Annotated in this window: 20 protein-coding genes; all 20 read left to right on the top strand. The window is 67.5% G+C overall.

The genetic code is table 11. From position 1 onward, the window contains the following. The first annotated feature begins 6 nt into the window (after positions 1-6). The 20 genes from sctQ (at position 7) to ACWBU6_RS19675 (ending at position 16968) form a co-directional block, all read left to right on the top strand. Complete coding sequence (gene sctQ, locus ACWBU6_RS19770) at positions 7-1026, top strand: type III secretion system cytoplasmic ring protein SctQ (RefSeq protein WP_452645101.1); 1020 nt, start codon at positions 7-9, stop codon at positions 1024-1026. Continuing rightward, positions 1023-1682 carry a type III secretion system export apparatus subunit SctR gene (gene sctR, locus ACWBU6_RS19765; protein ID WP_452645100.1) on the top strand — a complete coding sequence of 220 codons (660 nt, stop codon included), beginning with the start codon at positions 1023-1025 and terminating at the stop codon, positions 1680-1682. Before sctQ ends, sctR begins: the two co-directional genes overlap by 4 nt. Before the next feature lie 10 nt (positions 1683-1692). Beyond that, entirely contained in the window at positions 1693-1956 is a 264-nt protein-coding gene (gene sctS / locus ACWBU6_RS19760) for a type III secretion system export apparatus subunit SctS (RefSeq protein WP_452645099.1), read from the top strand. 3 nt (positions 1957-1959) lie between these two features. Then, on the top strand, positions 1960-2775 hold the full coding sequence (sctT, locus tag ACWBU6_RS19755; RefSeq protein WP_452645098.1) for a type III secretion system export apparatus subunit SctT: 816 nt from the start codon (positions 1960-1962) through the stop codon (positions 2773-2775). Between the two features lie 21 nt (positions 2776-2796). After that, positions 2797-3954 carry a type III secretion system export apparatus subunit SctU gene (gene sctU, locus ACWBU6_RS19750; protein WP_452645097.1) on the top strand — a complete coding sequence of 386 codons (1158 nt, stop codon included), beginning with the start codon at positions 2797-2799 and terminating at the stop codon, positions 3952-3954. Then, positions 3938-4408, top strand: a complete 471-nt coding sequence (locus ACWBU6_RS19745; RefSeq protein WP_452645096.1) for a hypothetical protein — start codon at positions 3938-3940, stop codon at positions 4406-4408. Before sctU ends, ACWBU6_RS19745 begins: the two co-directional genes overlap by 17 nt. 63 nt (positions 4409-4471) lie before the next feature. Further along, the gene (locus tag ACWBU6_RS19740) at positions 4472-4891 is read left to right on the top strand and encodes an EscI/YscI/HrpB family type III secretion system inner rod protein (RefSeq protein WP_452645095.1); all 420 of its coding nucleotides are present in this window, start codon (positions 4472-4474) and stop codon (positions 4889-4891) included. Positions 4892-4896: 5 nt separating this feature from the next. Next, positions 4897-5679, top strand: coding sequence for a type III secretion system inner membrane ring lipoprotein SctJ (gene sctJ / locus ACWBU6_RS19735; protein ID WP_452645094.1), 783 nt, complete (start codon positions 4897-4899; stop codon positions 5677-5679). Positions 5680-5681: 2 nt separating this feature from the next. Further along, the gene (locus ACWBU6_RS19730) at positions 5682-6272 is read left to right on the top strand and encodes a hypothetical protein (RefSeq protein WP_452645093.1); all 591 of its coding nucleotides are present in this window, start codon (positions 5682-5684) and stop codon (positions 6270-6272) included. Further along, on the top strand, positions 6269-6868 hold the full coding sequence (locus ACWBU6_RS19725; RefSeq protein WP_452645092.1) for a FliH/SctL family protein: 600 nt from the start codon (positions 6269-6271) through the stop codon (positions 6866-6868). The genes ACWBU6_RS19730 and ACWBU6_RS19725 overlap by 4 nt, the downstream gene beginning before the upstream one ends. A 72-nt stretch (positions 6869-6940) precedes the next feature. Further along, positions 6941-7174, top strand: coding sequence for a hypothetical protein (locus ACWBU6_RS19720; RefSeq protein ID WP_452645091.1), 234 nt, complete (start codon positions 6941-6943; stop codon positions 7172-7174). Positions 7175-7177: 3 nt separating this feature from the next. Beyond that, positions 7178-7585: a hypothetical protein gene (locus tag ACWBU6_RS19715; RefSeq protein ID WP_452645090.1), complete on the top strand. Its 408-nt coding sequence runs from the start codon at positions 7178-7180 to the stop codon at positions 7583-7585. Continuing rightward, entirely contained in the window at positions 7582-9549 is a 1968-nt protein-coding gene (sctC, locus tag ACWBU6_RS19710; protein ID WP_452645089.1) for a type III secretion system outer membrane ring subunit SctC, read from the top strand. The genes ACWBU6_RS19715 and sctC overlap by 4 nt, the downstream gene beginning before the upstream one ends. A 168-nt stretch (positions 9550-9717) precedes the next feature. Further along, positions 9718-10182 carry a TcpQ domain-containing protein gene (locus ACWBU6_RS19705; RefSeq protein WP_452645088.1) on the top strand — a complete coding sequence of 155 codons (465 nt, stop codon included), beginning with the start codon at positions 9718-9720 and terminating at the stop codon, positions 10180-10182. A gap of 14 nt (positions 10183-10196) precedes the next feature. Next, positions 10197-11921, top strand: a complete 1725-nt coding sequence (pilN, locus tag ACWBU6_RS19700; RefSeq protein ID WP_452649587.1) for a PilN family type IVB pilus formation outer membrane protein — start codon at positions 10197-10199, stop codon at positions 11919-11921. A gap of 10 nt (positions 11922-11931) precedes the next feature. Continuing rightward, positions 11932-13200, top strand: coding sequence for a type 4b pilus protein PilO2 (pilO2, locus tag ACWBU6_RS19695; RefSeq protein WP_452645087.1), 1269 nt, complete (start codon positions 11932-11934; stop codon positions 13198-13200). Beyond that, positions 13190-13696, top strand: a complete 507-nt coding sequence (gene pilP, locus ACWBU6_RS19690; protein WP_452645086.1) for a type IV pilus biogenesis protein PilP — start codon at positions 13190-13192, stop codon at positions 13694-13696. Before pilO2 ends, pilP begins: the two co-directional genes overlap by 11 nt. Then, complete coding sequence (locus ACWBU6_RS19685) at positions 13693-15303, top strand: GspE/PulE family protein (protein WP_452645085.1); 1611 nt, start codon at positions 13693-13695, stop codon at positions 15301-15303. Before pilP ends, ACWBU6_RS19685 begins: the two co-directional genes overlap by 4 nt. Further along, a complete protein-coding gene (locus ACWBU6_RS19680; protein ID WP_452645084.1) occupies positions 15293-16363 on the top strand; it encodes a type II secretion system F family protein in 1071 nt (356 codons plus the stop codon). The genes ACWBU6_RS19685 and ACWBU6_RS19680 overlap by 11 nt, the downstream gene beginning before the upstream one ends. 50 nt (positions 16364-16413) lie before the next feature. Then, positions 16414-16968: a type 4 pilus major pilin gene (locus tag ACWBU6_RS19675; protein ID WP_452645083.1), complete on the top strand. Its 555-nt coding sequence runs from the start codon at positions 16414-16416 to the stop codon at positions 16966-16968. The last annotated feature ends 26 nt before the right edge of the window (positions 16969-16994 follow it).

Below are 16994 nucleotides of genomic sequence, written 5' to 3'. Positions count from 1 at the left end.
GCTGGAATGGCTGGAACGGAGTGCTTGCCTGCCGCGGATGCGAAGGCCGTGCGGTTGCAGAAAGAGGCGCTCAGCGCCGCCAGTGCGGCGTTGAGCCGCAGCGTGGCGGGCGGCTTATGGTGCAGCCATGGCGGCATGTCCCTGCACCTGGAAGCTGTCACGCCCGCCGCCGGTGCGCAGCCGCCGGCCGGGGCAGGCGGCTTGGGCCTGGAAGGCCCGCACGGCCTGTTCTACCTGGACGATGGCGCCGCATTGCTGCACGGCCTTACCGGCATCGATCCCATGGCAGCCGAGCCGGCGCCGCAGGCGCAGCGCGCGTGGCTCGATGGGGCGCTGCTGGGCCGCCTGGCGGAAACGCCGCTGGGCTGCATGCGGGCGCTGCGGCGCGACGCGGTGCCTCCTTTGACTGGCGGGCTGGCCTCCATGTACCTGCGCCTTGGCGACGGTGCGCATATGGCCGGCACCCGGATCAGCGCATCGCCCGAGTCCTGGCTCGCCCTGCTGGAGCACCACGCATGGCGGCCCAGGGCACGGCCGCTGGACGCGCTGCATGCCTTGCCGGTATCCCTGCGTGTCAGGCTGGGCAGCCATCGCCTGCCTGCGGCGGCGCTGCAGGAACTGGGCGCAGGCGACATCATCCTGCCGGACGTTACCCGCTTCGATACGCAGGGCGTGGGCCGCGTGCCGCTGGGCGGAGTGCAGGCGCAAGTGCGCTATGCGGCCCCGGGCCTGTTCACCATTCTCACCATGGAGACACAATTGAACTACGACAGCGAAGACGAAGCGGGCGGCGCAGAGGAAGCCGCCCTGGACCAGCTGCCGCTGGCAATCAGTTTTGAACTTGGCACGCTCCAGCTAAGCCTGGGCCAGTTGCGCACGCTCGCCAGCGGAGCCGTGCTGCAGCTGTCGCAAGGCAGCGCAGACAGCATCGCCATCGTGTGCGGCGGCCGTCACCTTGGGCGTGGCGAAGCGGTGGATGTGGATGGGCGCCTGGGCGTGCGCATCACTTCCTGGAGCGCGGCATGATGAACGGGCAGCCGGACGTCGTTTCATTCTCACTGACGCTGGCGGGACTGGCCCTGATTCCGCTGCTGGTGGTTACGACGACATCCTTCCTGAAGCTGTCGATGGTCATGCTGGTGCTGCGCAGCGCCATCGGCGTGCAGCAAGTGCCGCCGACGCTGGCGATCTACGGCATTGCGCTGGTGCTGACCGGCTTCATCATGGCGCCGACGATCCAGCAGATCGGACAACGCATGGCGCAGCCCGCTTCGCCGGGCAGCAGCGTGCAGGCGCCACCGGGGCTGGCCAAAGCCATCGATGCCTTCGAGCCGCTGCGGGATTTCATGATCAAGCATGGCAACCCGGACCAGCGTGAGCTGTTCCTGGCATCGGCCAAGAAGCTGTGGCCGGAGGACTATGCAAAACAGGCGCGCAACAACGACCTGCTGGTCCTGGTTCCGGCCTTCGTCGTGTCCGAGCTGCAGGCCGGCTACGAGATCGGCTTCCTGATCTACATACCGTTCGTGGTGATCGACCTGCTGGTATCGAACCTGCTGATGGCGCTGGGCATGCAGCAGGTCAGCCCGCAAACGATCACCATTCCCCTCAAGCTGCTGCTGTTTACGCTGGTTGGGGGCTGGGGCAAACTGCTGCATGCGCTGGCCGCATCCTACGCCTGAAAGGAATCCCGTGGCAGATACCTTGAACTTTTTCCAGCAGGGCCTGTGGCTGGCCGTGATGCTCTCCGCGCCGCCATTGGTCATTGCAACGCTGTGCGGGGTGACCGTGTCGCTGGTGCAGGCGGTGACCCAGATCCAGGACCAGACCTTGCCCTATGTGGTCAAGCTGGTGGCAGTGGCCGTTACCCTGGCCAGCATGGGACGCTGGATCGGCGTGCAGTTGATCCAGTTGACGGACCTGGCCTTCACCCTGCTGCCGGCCGTGGGACGCTAGGCAATGCCTGAGATCAGCGCCATGCAGCCTTCGCTGCTGCTGGATATACAGAATGCGCTGGTGGCGCTGGCACTGGCGACGCCGCGCGTGCTGGTCTGCCTGGTGATCTTGCCGGGCTTCGGCCTGAACGTCCTGACCGGCATGGCAAAGAACATGGCAGCGATGGCAATCGCGCTGCCGGCGGCGCTGCCGACCTATTATGCGGTGCAGCGTTTCGGGCCAGATATGCTCACTTGCGGCATGCTGATCTTCAAGGAGGCAGCCATCGGCCTGCTGCTGGGGGTGTTGACCACCATGCCGCTATGGGCGGTGCAGTCGGTGGGTTCGATCCTGGACAGCCAGCGTTCGCCGGTCCAGATCCAGACCAACAACGCCGGGATCGACCGCGATGCCAGCATTATCGGCGGCGTGTTGGTACAGGCGGTGGTGCTGGTCATGGTGCAGGCGGGCTTGTTCGTCGCCCTGGCGCGCATCCTGGTCGAAAGCTATGCCACCTGGCCGGCCTGGTCGCTGGCGCCGCCGTACGAGCCGGGGCACATGGACCTGCTTGTCAAGCGCTTCGGCGAGCTTTTCTGGCACATCGTGGTGTACGGCGCCCCTGTGATCATTCCCCTGGTCCTGGTCGAACTGGCCTTCGCCATGATCGGCGTGTTTGCGCCCAACCTGCAGGTGTCCTTTGCGTCTTCGCCGATAAAGAGCTTGCTGGGGGTGGTGATCCTGCTGCTGTACTGGCCAACTTTGTCGCATCATGTGGCCGGTGATTTTTCCAGCCTGCTCGACCTGGCGGCCGGCCTGCTCGGCGCCCATCGCGGGCCGTGACCGCCTTGTACGGAGCGCAGCATGAGCGAAGAAAAGAACGAAGAGCCGACAGACAAGAAGATCGACGATGCCCGAAAAAAGGGCCAGGTAGCGACCAGCCGCGACCTGGCCCGCCTGGCAACCCTGGTCGCCGTGGCGGAGGCGGCTTTCGCGACGGAGCCGTTGTGGCGCGGGCAGCTCGATGGACTGTTCGAACTCGGCATCGCCAGCGTGGGTCGTCCTTTCGAGGCGACGCTGTGGGACATGCTGCAGGCCGCGGGCACCTTGCTGATCGTCTCGTTCTGCAGCTTCTTCCTGATCTGCATCGTGGTTGGCGTGGCGGCGCACTGGGGACAGTTCGGGGTCCTGATCGCGCCGGAAGCGGTCACGCCAAAGTTCGACAAGCTCAATCCCGTCAACGGCTTCAAGCAGCTATTCTCCAAAAAGAAGCTGGTCGAGCTGCTGATTGCGGTCGGCAAGGCGGCCCTGATCGGCTGGACCGTGTATGTGCTTGCGCGCGGCGCCCTGCCGGCGATCGTGCAGCTTTGCACCGGCGAGCCGAAGGACGCCTACTTCGGCTTTATCGCGGTACTCAAGTCCATCTTCCATTGCGTCGTTATCGTGTGCCTTGGCCTGGCGGCGATCGATTTCGCGACGCAGAGGTACTTCCACAAGAAGGAACTGATGATGGACATGGAAGAGATCAAGCGCGAATACAAGGAATCGGAAGGCGATCCGATGGTCAAGGGCCAGCGCAAACAGCTGGCGCGCCAATGGGCCAATGAGGCGCCAGTGGAGCGCACCGACGACGCCAATGCCGTGGTGGTCAACCCCAGCCACTTCGCGGTGGCGCTATTCTACGATCCCGATGCGGGCATGGTACCGCAGGTGCTGGCCAAGGGACGCGACACGACGGCGCAGGCCATGATGGCGCGCGCGCGCCTGCGCGGCATCCCGATCATCCGCCACGTCTGGCTGGCCCGCACCCTGTACGCCGGCTGCAAGCCGGATACGGACGTGCCGCGTACCAGCTACGAAGCGGTGGCGCAGGTCTACGCCGTGGTGCTGGAACTGCAGCGCCTGGGACAGCAGGGCAGCGAAGTGGAACTGGAGGCGTACGGCGACCCGCCGCCCGGAATGCGCGGCTTGAGCGCGGAGGAAGCGGCGGCACAAGGAGACCGAAATGCGGATCAAGCCTAAGGAGCCGCTGGGCCAGGGACAGCCCGTTGCGCCGCCGGAGGCGGAATCGGTACCCCTATCCCACGGCAAACAGGGCAAGGTGCCGCGGCCGCGTCCACAGCGCTCGCAGGCGGCGGGCGGGTGCCCGTTGTACATGCCGCACACTGCCGCCCTGGCTGCCGATACGATGTGCGATGACGTTGCTCCGCCTGCATACCTTGCCGCGCGTGAGCCCGGGGATGGCTACACTGGCGAGAGCGGCGGCGAGGACCGGGCGCGGCATCTTGCCATGTCCGGCGCCCAGGGCCATCCCTTGCTGCGCCGGCTGGTACCGAAAACCGCAGCGGCGCTGCCGCCGGTTCGGCCGGGATCGCGCCTGGCGTGCCAGCGGCGCTGCGGCGGCGCGGGCTGCGACCCGGCGAACAGCCATGGCTGCGGCGGCGTATTCTGCCTGGACCTGCAGGAGCAGTTGTAAGGGAACCGCAGGCGCCCCGCCAGCCACCCATCGGCAGCGGATTGACTTTCTTCTGGAGGCAGCGTGGATACTCGACTCAGCATGGCGGTGCAAGGTGCCGCGTCAGGACTGGCCGGCAAGCCGGCGCCGCAAATTCCTGACGCCGCTGCGGCCGGCGAAGGCGCGGCAAACTTCAAGGTGCAGCTGCAGGTGCAACAGCAGCAGTTCCGCTCGGGCGCCCAGCAGGACCTGGCGCCGCCCGGCATCGGCCAGGACAGCCTGGCGGCTGTCATGGCCGAACGTGCCGCCGGCCTGGCCGGTGATGTCAACCGCCACCAGCAGTATGTGTCGCGTATGCTCGAGCGCGCCACCGCCAGCGGGGATTCGCTGCACCTGATGCACGCCATGCTGGCCCTGAACGACTATCAGCTGCGCGTCCAGACCATCTCGAAGGTGGTTTCCCGGGCCAGCAGCTCGGTCGACTCGCTGACCAAGCTGCAATAAGCGCCATGTTCAAGCGCCTATTCAACGTGGCAGTGTGTGTCCTTGCACTGGCGGGCTGCAGCAAGGTGGTTGTCCTGCAGGCTTCGCTGCAGGATGCCGACGCCAACGAGATCGTCCTTGCCCTTACTGGCCAGGGCATCGAGGTCGAGAAGCACCAGGACAAGACTGGCGTCAGCCTGACCGTCAGGGAGGCGGACCTGTCGCGTGCCACCAGTACCATGCAGGCGGCGGGGCTGCCGCGCCGCAGCCGCTCCAACCTGGGCGAGGTGTTCAAGAAGCAGGGCATGATCTCTTCGCCGATGGAGGAGCGCGTGCGCTATATCCACGGCCTGTCGGAAGAGCTGGAATCGACCCTGCAACTGTTTGACCGGGTGCTGTCGGCACGGGTGCACGTGGTGCTGCCCGAACGTATCGCTCCGGGCGAAGCCATCCAGCCGTCGTCGGCCGCAGTGTTCATCCGCTATCGTCCGCCGCTGGACGAGGACGCGATAACGCCGCGTGTGCGGCGCCTGGTGTCGTCCAGCATACCGGGCCTGAGCGGCGAAGAAGGCCGCAACAAGGTGTCGGTGGTGATGACGCCCGCCGAAGCTGCGCCGGCGCCGCCAGCCTGGACCAAGGTCGGGCCCTTCCATGTGGCGGAGGAATCGGCGTCCGGCTTGCGCTACGCGCTGGCGGTACTGGGGGCGCTGGTGCTGGCCGGTATCGCCTATGCCGGCCATGGCCTGCTGCGCAAGCATCGCCTGTTTGCCGGCCTGCGCAGGCGCACCGCCCAGGCGGCGGGAGAGTAGCCGTGACATATTCGGAAAGCGGGAAATTCCTTGATTGGTGGTTCAATCCAGCCTTGCATGCCCAGGATGCGGCGCCGCTGTCCCGGCGCCTTGGCTACCGGCTGTGGTGCGGCGAGCATGGCGTGCGCCCCGACTTCCCCCGCGCATTCGATGGCGGCTGGCAGCGGTTCGCAGCATGCGACGCCGCATTGCTGCTTGCCGCGGCGCGCCTGTACGGCGCCTTGCTGGCCGCACGCGAGGGCAGGCATGGCGCGTTGGCATGCCTGCCTGTGGGCGAGCGGCGCTGGAGCCTTGGCACGGCCGCCATCCAGCCGCTGGTACGGCTTTGCCCGCCGGGGGGGGACATACAGCGCGACGGCTTGCGCGAACTTGCCTGCTCGCTGGAGGCCGGCTATCCAGGCATGTGGGACCGCCTGCGTCTCACGCTCGCGCCTGAAATGGCCGACGATGCAGCAGCTGCGCTGACAGGATTCATGCTGCGCGGCCTTGCCCCTGGCGTGGCCAGCGGCGCTGCCGCGCGCCGGCGCCTGCGCTGCTGGGCCCTGTGCCTGGAGCAGGCGGGCAGGCGGCAACTACAAGGAGAGTTCGCATGACTGCCTTTTGCGTGGCGCGTATCGAAGCGGACCCGCGCCTGTTGCCGCTGCACGGCATACTGCGCGGCGCGGCCCTGGAGCGCACGGCCGATGCGCAATTGCTGGCTGGGCAGATCATCGCGCAAGGCCGCCACGAGGCCGAGCAGCTGCTGGCAGCGGCCAGGGAGGAGGCGCGCCTGGCCGTCCACGAGGCGCAGGCGCGCGTGCTCGGGCAGGGCATGCAGCTGCAGCAGGGCATGGAGGCCGTCATGGCCGCATTCCAGGAGCAGGCGCAGGACATGGTGGCCGAGCTGGCAGCCACCCTGTATGAGCGGCTGGTGCTGGAGACAACGGCACAGGAAAGGATTGCCGCTGCCTGCCGCCGCCTGTTGCAAGAGGCGCCGCCCAAGCTGCTGAACGCCGTGCTGCGCCTGCACCCGCAGGACATGCCTGCGCCCCAGGGTTTGCCTTGGCCCTGTGAAAGTGACCCCAGCCTGGAACCCGGCACCTGCAGGCTGGAGGCTGACAGCGGCCAATGGCGTGCCGACTTCACCGCAGCGGCGGCCGCCTTGCGCCAGGCGCTGGCCGGCTTGCCGGCCATGCGGTCACCCGCCTGAATTTTCCGCTGCCGGGCGAACCGGCATCCCCTGCGGCGCCACTCACCTGTACATCACCCTCAGGAGAGCGCCATGTCCAGCAAGCTGAATCCCGTCGTGCAGTCCCTGCATCGCCTTGACCGCAAATTCGAAGGCATCGGCGACCAGTTGCAGGAGTTCTACCGGCGCCAGGCCAACGGCGAGAAACCCCATCCGGCAGAGTTCACGCGCCTGCTGGAGCAGCAGTCGCTGACCCACAGCGCGATGACCGCGCAGTTCAACCTGCTGCAAAAGCCCCTGAAAACCGTTCTCAACGAAGCGAAGTAAGCCATGAGCGACGATATCGGACGCTGGCTGGCGGAGCTGCCGCTGGACGCGCCGCTCGTTCTCGACGGCGAGTCGGCCTATCTGCAGCCGGCAGCCGGCGGCGCCGAACTGGGCGCCATCTTGCTGCGCGAGCCAAGCGATGCCCAGCTTGAAGAAGCAATGCGCATCGGCTTCCAGGGTGCGCGCCAGTTCGAAGCCGGCCTGGCCGTGCGTGCCGACGGCGCGCTGGTCCTGTCGCAATGGCTGCCGCAGGCGGAATGCTGGCAGGACGCGGCGCCGGCCCTGGAGCAATTGTTCAACCAGCTCGCAATGTGGCGTGCCGCCATGGCGCCCGCGCGCCCGCGCCAGCATCATCCGTCAGGCCAGAACGAGCAGCGCATCCGCGCCCTGTTCGCGGGAGCGCAGCGATGAGGTGCGCTGCCGCCTTCATTCGCCTGCGCTGGCCGCTGGCCGCCTGGCTGCTGGCCCTGCTGCTGGTGCCGGCCAGCGCCCTGGCAGCCGTTCCGGCTTCCTGGAAAGGCACGGGTTTCGCCATCAACGCCAGCGGCATGAGCCTGCGCTCGGTGCTGGACGAATTCGGCCGCGTGTATGGCGTGCGCATCTCGATGGAAGTGGCGGGCCAGAAAGTGATGAACGGCCGCCTGGCCGCCAACAGCGGCAGCGAATTCCTCAACCGCCTGGCGCCGCTGTGCCAGTGCGGCTGGTTCGTCTACAACGAGGTGCTGTACATCGTTCCCGCCAGCGACCACACTTCGGCGCGGCTCGACCTGGGCGACGATGCGGTGCAGGATGCCAAGGCGGCCCTGGTCGGGGTCGGACTGTTCGATGAGCGTTTCGGCTGGGGCGAATTGCCCGACGTTGGCACGGTGATTGTCAGCGGCCCGCGCAGCTATGTGAAGTTCGCCCGCCAGATCCTGCTGCCGGACGAACAGCGCGCCAAGGCGCGCGGCAGGCGCGTGATGGTATTCCGGCTGAAGTACGCCAGCGCCATGGACCGTACCATCAATGCGCGCGGCCAGAGCGAGATCATCCCGGGCGTGAAGACCATTCTGAGCGGGCTGCTGCTGGGCCCCAGCACGGCCGAAAAGCTGGCCGACACCAACCAGTTCGACATCGGCAGCCCGAAGCGTTCGCACCGGCCCAAGTCAGGCCCCGGCACCGTGCAGGAAGCGCCGCGCGGCAATGCCTTCGTGCCGATCTTCTCGCCGGCACAGGGCGGCAATGCGCCGCTGCCTGCAACGCCATTGCAGGGCGAGGGCCCAGGGAAGAAGCCGCAGGGCAGCAGCCCGGAAAACGGCAAGCCGCGCATCGAAGCCAGTGCGGCGATGAACGCCATCCTGATCTACGACGACGTGCAGCAGCGCGAGATGTACGCGGCCCTGATCGCCGAACTTGACGTGCCGCCGCAGCAGATCGAGATCGAAGCGCTGATCATCGACATGGACCGCAGCAACCTGGCCGAGATGGGCGTGGAGTGGGGCGTGCGGGCCGGCACCAGCAACCTGACTTTCAATTCCACGGCAGGCGAATCGCAGGGAAGCGATCTGCCGCTGCCGGGCGCCACGCTCCTGATCAGCAATATCAACCGCTTCTATGCCCGCCTGAAGGCGCTGGAGGCCAAAGGAGAGGCGCGCGTGCTGGCGACGCCGACCGTGCTGACGCTGGATAACGTGGCCGCGGTGCTCGATTTGAGCCAGACCGCCTATGTGCCCCTGGTGGGCGAGCGCGTCGCCGACCTGGCCGATATCACGGCCGGCACCATGCTGCGCGTGATCCCGCGGCTTATCCGTGAGGCGGATGGCTCCAAGGTGCACCTGGAAGTCGACATCGAGGACGGTTCGCTGGATGGCGCCGGCAATAGCGGCCCGGGCAAGGATTCCCGCAGCAATGTGCGCGTCACGCGTTCAACCATCAGCACCCAGGCCATCGTGAACCTGCAGCAGACCCTGATGATCGGCGGCTACCGCGCCGAGCGGATGGCGAGCGACAAGCAGAAGACGCCGGTGCTCGGCGACCTGCCGCTGGTCGGAGGCCTGTTCCGCAACCAGACCGAGTCGCGCAGCACGCGCGAGAGGCTGTTCCTGATCACGCCGCGCCTGAGCGGTTCGGACCGGGCATACACGGCGCCTGCGGCGGGCGGCGCGCGCCGGGGCGGCGCTGCATCGGAGGCTTCGCGCCAGATGGCGGCCGCGTTGCCGCCACCCCCGGCGCCGGGGAAATCCGCAACCACGCAACTGCCTTTGCCTTTGCCGCTGCCGGCGCCACCGGCCGGCAAGGATGCGGCGCCGGCCAAAATGCGCGCACCCGCGCCACCCTCGGGCGAGCGCTCGCCCTGGGCCCTGATCCCCGCCGCCGTCAGCGCCGACCAGCGCTGATACGCGATCCCCCGCGGGGTGGGGATTGTTGAGCCTTGTTGAGAAATTCGGAATGCACTTTCGTCTATATTTCTCTTAGCCCTGGCGCACTTGCGATGCAAGCGCTCCTGGCGGCGGCAAGGCTTTGTTGATGTCATCTGCCAGCAATGGCCATCAGGAGGAAGAGCGTTGAACCTCAATATCATATTGAATGGCGCGGCCCGGGCCTCTTTCGCGGCGCTTGGACTGTCGCTGTGCTGCGGCACGTTTGCTGCGGAACCGGCGAAGCCCGCGGCGAGCAGCAAGCCGGCCAAGCCTGCCGTACGGTCCGCCGCCGGCAAGGGCCGCGCCATCGCGCTGGCTGCGCCGGCCAGCGAACCGGCCGTGCGTGCCGCACCCGATGCCTGGGACATCGTCCCGGCCGACAAGACCCTGAACGCGGCCCTGGCCCGTTGGGCCGGTGCGGCGGGCTGGCAGTTGCTGTGGGAGCTGCCGGTCGATTACGCGGTGCAGGTGCGTACCACCGTCCCAGGCACTTTCGAGGAAGCGATTGCCACGGTGGTGGGCAGCATGGATAGCGCGGAGATGCCGATCAAGGCCGTTTTCTATAAGGGTAACAAGGTGTTGCGCATCATCGGCCGGGGTGTGCAATGATGCGCCGCCCGATCATGAAATGCCTGCCGGTGCTGACATGCGCGGTGCTGTCCCTGAGCGCCTGTTCCGACCTGGCCGATCGCGTGTCCTCCAATGCCGATGCCGCCGACGGGGCGACGTCGGGCCTGGTCAAGGAAGTAGGGCGCAATGCGCGCGGAGCGGTGGTGCCCGCATCGGCGCGGGTGGTGCACGAACCTGGCATCTGGCTGGGCAAGAATGTGGTCAAGCTGGGGCAGCCGCCGCTGCCGGCCGTGTTCTACCAGGCGGCGGCGTTCGACCGCAGCATCTATTCCCTGTCCGAACTGGCGGAGCGCCTGACGCTGCGCTCGGGCATTCCGAGCCGCGTCAATGCCGACGCGGCCAGCGTTGCAGCCAGCGCCTTCAAACGCGGCGGCGGGCGCCTGCCGGCGCCGCCGGCCATGCGCCAGCCATCGGGCGGCGTGCCTGCTTTGCCGCTGCCGCAGGGGATGCCGGGCGAACAGCAGCTTGCCGGCGATGCGCCGCTGCGCAGCGGCGCGGCCGATGCCAGCGTCAGCTTCCAGCCCGACCTGCAGGGCGGCATCCGCGTCAGCTATGCCAACGGTTCCTTCAAGGGCCTGCTCGATACGATCGCGGCGCGCTTCGGCGTATCCTGGAAGTATGCCGACGGCGTGATCCAGTTCTATCACACCGATGCGCGCACTTTCCAGATCAGCGCCGTGCCGGGAGATGCATCGTTTGCCGCATCGGTCACCAGCGGCGCGGCTTCGCTGGCCGGCGCCGGCGGCGGATCGGGCGGCAGCTCCGGGGGCAATGGCGGCAACAGCGGCAGCTCGGTCTCGGCCAACAACAGCCAGAATACCGGCGTGGTGTCCAAGCTGTCGGTGTACAACGGCATCGAGAGCGCGGTCAAGGTGATGCTCTCGTCGCACGGCAAGGTGCTGGCGGCGCCGGCCACCGGCACCATCACCGTGGTCGACACGCCCGACACGCTGGACCGTATCGGCGCCTACATCGAAAACGCCAACCAGGCCCTGTCGCGCCAGATCGTGATGAACGTCACGGTGCTGTCGGTCAGCCTGGAACAGGGCGACGAGTACGGCATCAACTGGAACCTGGTGTACAGCAGCCTGAAAAACAAGTATGGCCTGCAGAACACCTTCAACACCAGCCAGGGAGCGTCGGCGCTGTCGGCCGGCATCGTCGGCAACTCGCGCTTCAGCGGCAGTACCGTGGTGGCCAAGGCGCTGGCGGAGCAGGGCAAGGTAAGGCGCCAGACCACCGCCTCGGTGGTCACGCTGAACAACCAGCCGGTGCCGGTGCAGGTGGCGCGCCAGACCACTTACCTGCAAAGTTCGCAGACCTCGATCGTGGCGCAGGTCGGCACCACCACCACGCTGGTGCCGGGCGTGGTGACTTCCGGCTTCAACATGAGCATCCTGCCCCATGTCCTGAACAACGGCGCCGTGATGCTGCAGTTCTCCATCGACATTTCGACCCTGCGCGGCATCCGCGTCATCGAAAGCGGCACCAGCCGCATCGAATCGCCGGAGATCGATACCCGCAACTTCCTGCAGCGCGTGTCGATGAAGTCGGGCGAAACCCTGGTCATCGGCGGCTTTGAGCAGACCGACGAAAACGTCGACCGCCGGGGCGTTGGCAAGCCGGACAACTACCTGCTGGGCGGCGGCGTGAAAGCCAAGAGCAACAAGGAAGTGATCGTGGTGCTGATCACGCCGATGGCCATGGCCGGTACCTGAGGAGGAAGGCATGGGCATCCATATCATCCAGATCGACAAGGCGCGCTTTGTCTGCGGCCTGTTCTGGCAGTCGCTGTCGCGGCCGCGTGAACTGCAGCGTGAAGCGGTGGAACTGGGACGCAAGATCGGTTCCGACCTGATGGTGGTACGGCGCGACCAGTCGACCGCGCAGGCAGGCTACGCGCAAAGCAGCGACGGCGCGGCGCGCACCTTGTACTCGCTGGGAGCGGCCGTCTCCAAGACGGTGGCGATGGAAGGCGCTTTCTATGACGGCCTGCTGCAGCCGGTGCACAACTGGCTGGCGGCGCTGCAGCTGCCGGACGGGAAGTGGGCCTACTTTGCTGTGCGCGATGCCAACTTCCTGCCCAATGGCGATTTTGCCGGGACCAAGGAAGAAGTGCTGGAACGCCTGTACGGCGATTATGCGCTGGGCGGCTGGAATGTGGTGATCGGCGACGAAAGCCTGGCCGGCCAGGGCTTCCACAATTTCAATGCACGCCGCATCGAAAGCCTGCTGCCGCAGCGCAAGGATGGCAGCCTGCGGGTCTTCCGCTGGTGGCGCCTGCGCCCGATCGCGGCCCAGCGTGCGCCGGAGTGGCGCCTGGCGGCCGGCGTGGCGCTGGCCGTGGTGGGCGCCGGCCTGTTCTTCGGATGGAAGCACTGGCAGGCGCGGCGCGAGGCCGAACAGGCGATGGTGGCGCAGCGCGCAGCCGTGCCAACCGCGGTGCAGCGGCCCTGGACCGGGCAGCCTTTGCCCTCGGCCACGATCCGCGCCTGCTTCGACCGCCTGGACCACCTGACCCCCGGCGGCTGGCGGCTCGACGAGTACACCTGCACGCGCGGCCAGTTCAGCTATGCGTGGTCGCGCAATGCCGCCACGGTCGCCACCCTGCGCGACGCGGTGCCGCAGGCCGTGATCGATCCCACCGGCGACAAGGCGACGCTGAACGGGGCGCTGGCGGCGTTGCCCGCGGCGCGCGGCGAGGAGCTGCTGGCGGCGCCGCAGGCGATCGAACCGCTGATGGCCCAGATGCAGAACCTCGGGTTGTCCCTGCGGCTGAACAAGCGGGCGGCGGCGCCGGTTGCCGCGTCCCTGGGGCCGGCCGGACCGGCAGTCCCTGCGGCGCCGGACTGGCAAGCTTTCGGCTTCCAGCTCGATGCGCAGGGTGTGGCTCCGTTGCAGCTGGCAGCCATGCTGGAACGGCCCGGCGTGCGCATCGAAAAGATCAGCTATCGCGGTATGGCGTGGTTACTTGAAGGAGTCATCTATGCAAAATAATCGGACCAGGAGCGTCGCTGCGCTGACGCTGGCGCTCTGCACGCTGTCGCCGGCGGTGGCGCGCGCGGAAAGCACGGCCGCCAGCCTGACCCGCATCGAGGCGGAGACCATGCTGCTGCGAGCCCGCGAAAAGCAGCTTGAGGTGCAATCGTCGATCATCACCAAACAGAACGAGATTGCCGCCAAGCAGACCATGGGGGCGATGCTCAGCCAGCCCGTGGTGGTCGGCGACCCGGTGGTGCGTGCCGTGGAGGGGCTGGGCGACACCATGTTCGCCACGCTGGAAATGTCCAACGGCAGCGTGGCCGAGGTGCAGGTCGGCAGCGTCCTGCCGGGCGGCATGCGCATCGTCTCGATCCGCAACAATGAAGTGATGGCAAGCGCGCCGGGGCGCAAGCGCATCCGCCTGTCCGGCTATACCCAGCAGGTCAATGCCTTCAATCCCGGCACGCCGGCGCCCATGCCGACAGCAGCAGCGCCAAGGAGCGCGCGATGAAACTGCGCATTGCGCTGCCTGGCATGCAGGGGGGCGCGCCGGCAGCGGCCAGCGCGCCGGCGGAAGCGCCGCTGCAGGGGGCTGCGGTGCTGAGCCACTCCGGCCAGTACGAAGCCAGCGCCGAAGAGCGCAAGCTGGTGTGCCTGCTGGCCGATGGCCGCCTGCTGGTGGCGGTCGGCCAGGACATGAATGCGCACGTGCTGTCCTACCAGGCGCGCCTGCAGCGCATGCAGAAGCCGTTCCGCGTCGAGCACGCGAAGATCGACGAGCTGCGCCACCTGTATGCCAGCGGCAACGGTTCCCTGGTCGAGCGGCGCCAGGAACATTCGATGATGCAGGTGACGGCCAAGGATTTGCTGAGCCGAGCCTGCGCCGCGCGCGCTTCCGACATCCACATCCGGGTGCGCCAGCGCGCCACCGAAATCCTGTTCCGCGTGCGCGGCGACCTGACGCCGGTCGGCGTGCAGACCCGCGAGTACGGCGAGCGCCTGCTGGCCACCCTGTACGGCGCCATGGCCTCGGTCTCCGACAGCTCCTACAAGCCGACCGAGCGCCAGGATGCCAGCATCGCCGACCGCGACAAGCTGCCGCCCGAGCTGCACGGCGTGCGCATCGCCACCGTGCCCACCAACGAAGGCACGCTGATGGTCTTGCGCCTGCTGTATCTCGACGCCGGCGACGGCGAACTGTGTCCGCTCGGCTTCAGCGAGCAGCAGGCCGCCATGCTGCAGCAATTGAAGGAGCAGCCGATCGGCATGAACATCATCGGCGGCCCGACCGGCTCGGGCAAGTCGACCACCTTGCAGCGCATCCTGTCCGGCCAGATCGCCGAGGCCGAGGGACGGCGCCACGTACTGACCATCGAGGACCCGGTCGAGTACCCGATCGACGGGGCGGTACAGACCTCGGTCACCAATGCCGGTTCGGAAGACGAAAGGTCGCGCCTGTTCGCGGCCGCCATCTCCAATGCCATGCGGCTGGACCCGGACACCATCATGGTCGGCGAGGTGCGCGACCGCGCCTCGGCGCAGAATGCGGTACGCGCCGCCATGACCGGACACCAGGTCTGGACCACCATCCACGCCAACAGCGCGCTGGCAATTGCCGACCGCCTGCTCGACCTGGGCCTGGCCGCCAGCCAGGTGGCCGACCATACGGTGGTCACCGGCTTGATCAGCCAGCGCCTGGTCAAGGCCCTGTGCCCGCACTGCAAGCTGCCCCTGAATGCCGCCCCGGCGCCGCTGCCCGCTGCGGTCATGGGCCGCCTGCGCGAGGTGGTGGCCGACCTGCGGCGGGTGCATGTGACCGGCCCTGGCTGCGACCATTGCGGCGGCCACGGCAGCATCGGGCGCACGGTTGTCGCGGAGATCATCGTTCCCGACGACGAGTTCTTCGGCCACCTGCGGCGCGGCGACAAGGCCGCCGCCCTGAGCTACTGGCTGCGCTCCCTGGGCGGCCGCACCATGGTCGAGCATGCGGTGGAAAAGGTCGCTGCCGGCCTGGTCGACCCGCGCATGGCCGAACAGGTGCTGGGCCACCTGAACGCAGGCGCCGCCCTGGCGCGGCGCCGCCTGCAAGTGGTGGAGGAGGGCTGCGATGCGCGTTGAAATCGTGCGTTACTGGGCGCGCACCCAGTTCAATGCCTCCGAGCGGGTACGCCTGTACCGCAAGATCGCCAAGATGCTGGCCGGCGGCCTGCCGCTGCTGCGCATCCTGGAGGAACTGGCGCGGCGCAATGCGGGGCCGGGCGGCGATACCACCCTGTCCCTGGTGCTGGACGACTGCCGGCGCACGGTGCAGAACGGCCAGTTGCTGTCGGACGGGCTGGCCTGGTGGGTGCCCGGCACCGAGCAGATGATCATCATGGCCGGCGAACAGTCCGGGCGGCTGGAGGGCAGCCTGCATGCGCTGGTGGACGTGGTGCAGGCGGGGCGCCGCATCAAGGCCGAAATCCTCAGCGGCGCCGCCTACCCGCTGGCCATCCTGGCCATGATTGCGCTGTACATCTGGCTGTTCGGGGCGCTGGTGATCCCGCAGTTCACGCGCCTGGTCGATCCTTCGGGCTGGCACGGCGCGGCCCTGTCGCTGTACCGCATGTCGCTCTGGGTGCAGGACTGGATGCTGTTTGCCGTGGCTGGCACGGTGGCCGTAATTGCCGCCACGCTGGCATCGCTGCCGCTGTGGCGCGGCAACCTGAGGGTATTCCTTGACCGCTTCGCGCCGTTCTCGATCTACCGCCTGATCGTCGGCAGCGGCTTCCTGATGGCCTTTGCCGCCCTGCAGGCAGCCGGCGTCACGGTCGAGAAGTCGCTGGCGCGGCTGTCGCTCAAGGCGCAGCCTTGGCTGCGCGAGCGGCTGGACGGCGCCCTGATGGGCGTGCGCTCCGGCCTCAATTGCGGCGAAGCGTTGCGCCATGCGGGCTATGGCTTCCCGTCGCCTGCCATCATCGACGACCTGTGCGTGTATGCCGACTACAAGGGCTTTTCGGAAGCGCTCAAGCTGCTGGCGGCCGAATGGATGGAGGAGGGCGTGGAAGCGGTCGCCCTGCGCATGAAAGTACTGAACGGCTTTGCCATCGTCACGCTGGCACTGGTGATCGCCTGGCTGGTGACCGGCTTCTTCGGCATCCAGCAGGAAATCGCCGCCGCTACGCGCGGCATCGCTTAGCCCGAAGCGGTTTTACCTGATACACCAGTCACATTTATGGAGGCATGACCATGAATCACCTGTTCCAATCGCAGCAACGTCGCGGCCGCATGCCATCGCCGTTCCGCCAGCACGGCGCCTCCCTGCTGGAAGGGATCGCCTACCTGGGTATCGCCGCCGTGGTGGTGCTGGGCGCCGTGTCGCTGCTGGGGGGCGCCTTCAGCAGCGCCAAGTCGAACCAGGCGACCGAGGAAGCGGTAGCCATGCGCACGGCCGTACGCAAGCTCTACATCGGCCAGACCTACCCGGCGGAGAGCCTGGTGCCCACGCTGATCGCGGCCAACGCCATTCCCAGCACCCTGGCCAGGAATACCGAGAACAACACCCTGAAGAACAGCTGGGGCGGCGCCGTCACCGTGACGGGAACCGCCAACGGCTTCGAGATCACCTATGCAGCGGTACCCAAGGATGTCTGCGTCAACCTGATCAGCGGCGCCAGCGGCTGGGTCGAGATCAGCCAGGCCGGCAAGGCCATCACCACCTTCCCGGCCACGGTCAGCGATGCCGCGACGGTGTGTTCGGTGGCCGGCGGCGCCGGCAATGCGGTGACGTTCAAGGGCGCCTGAGGCTTATCAATGCACGCGGGGAGGCA

The sequence above is a fragment of the Pseudoduganella sp. HUAS MS19 genome (assembly GCF_053615455.1).
The sequence above is the reverse complement of the archived record's forward strand: the minus strand, read 5'-3'. Positions and strand labels throughout refer to the sequence as shown.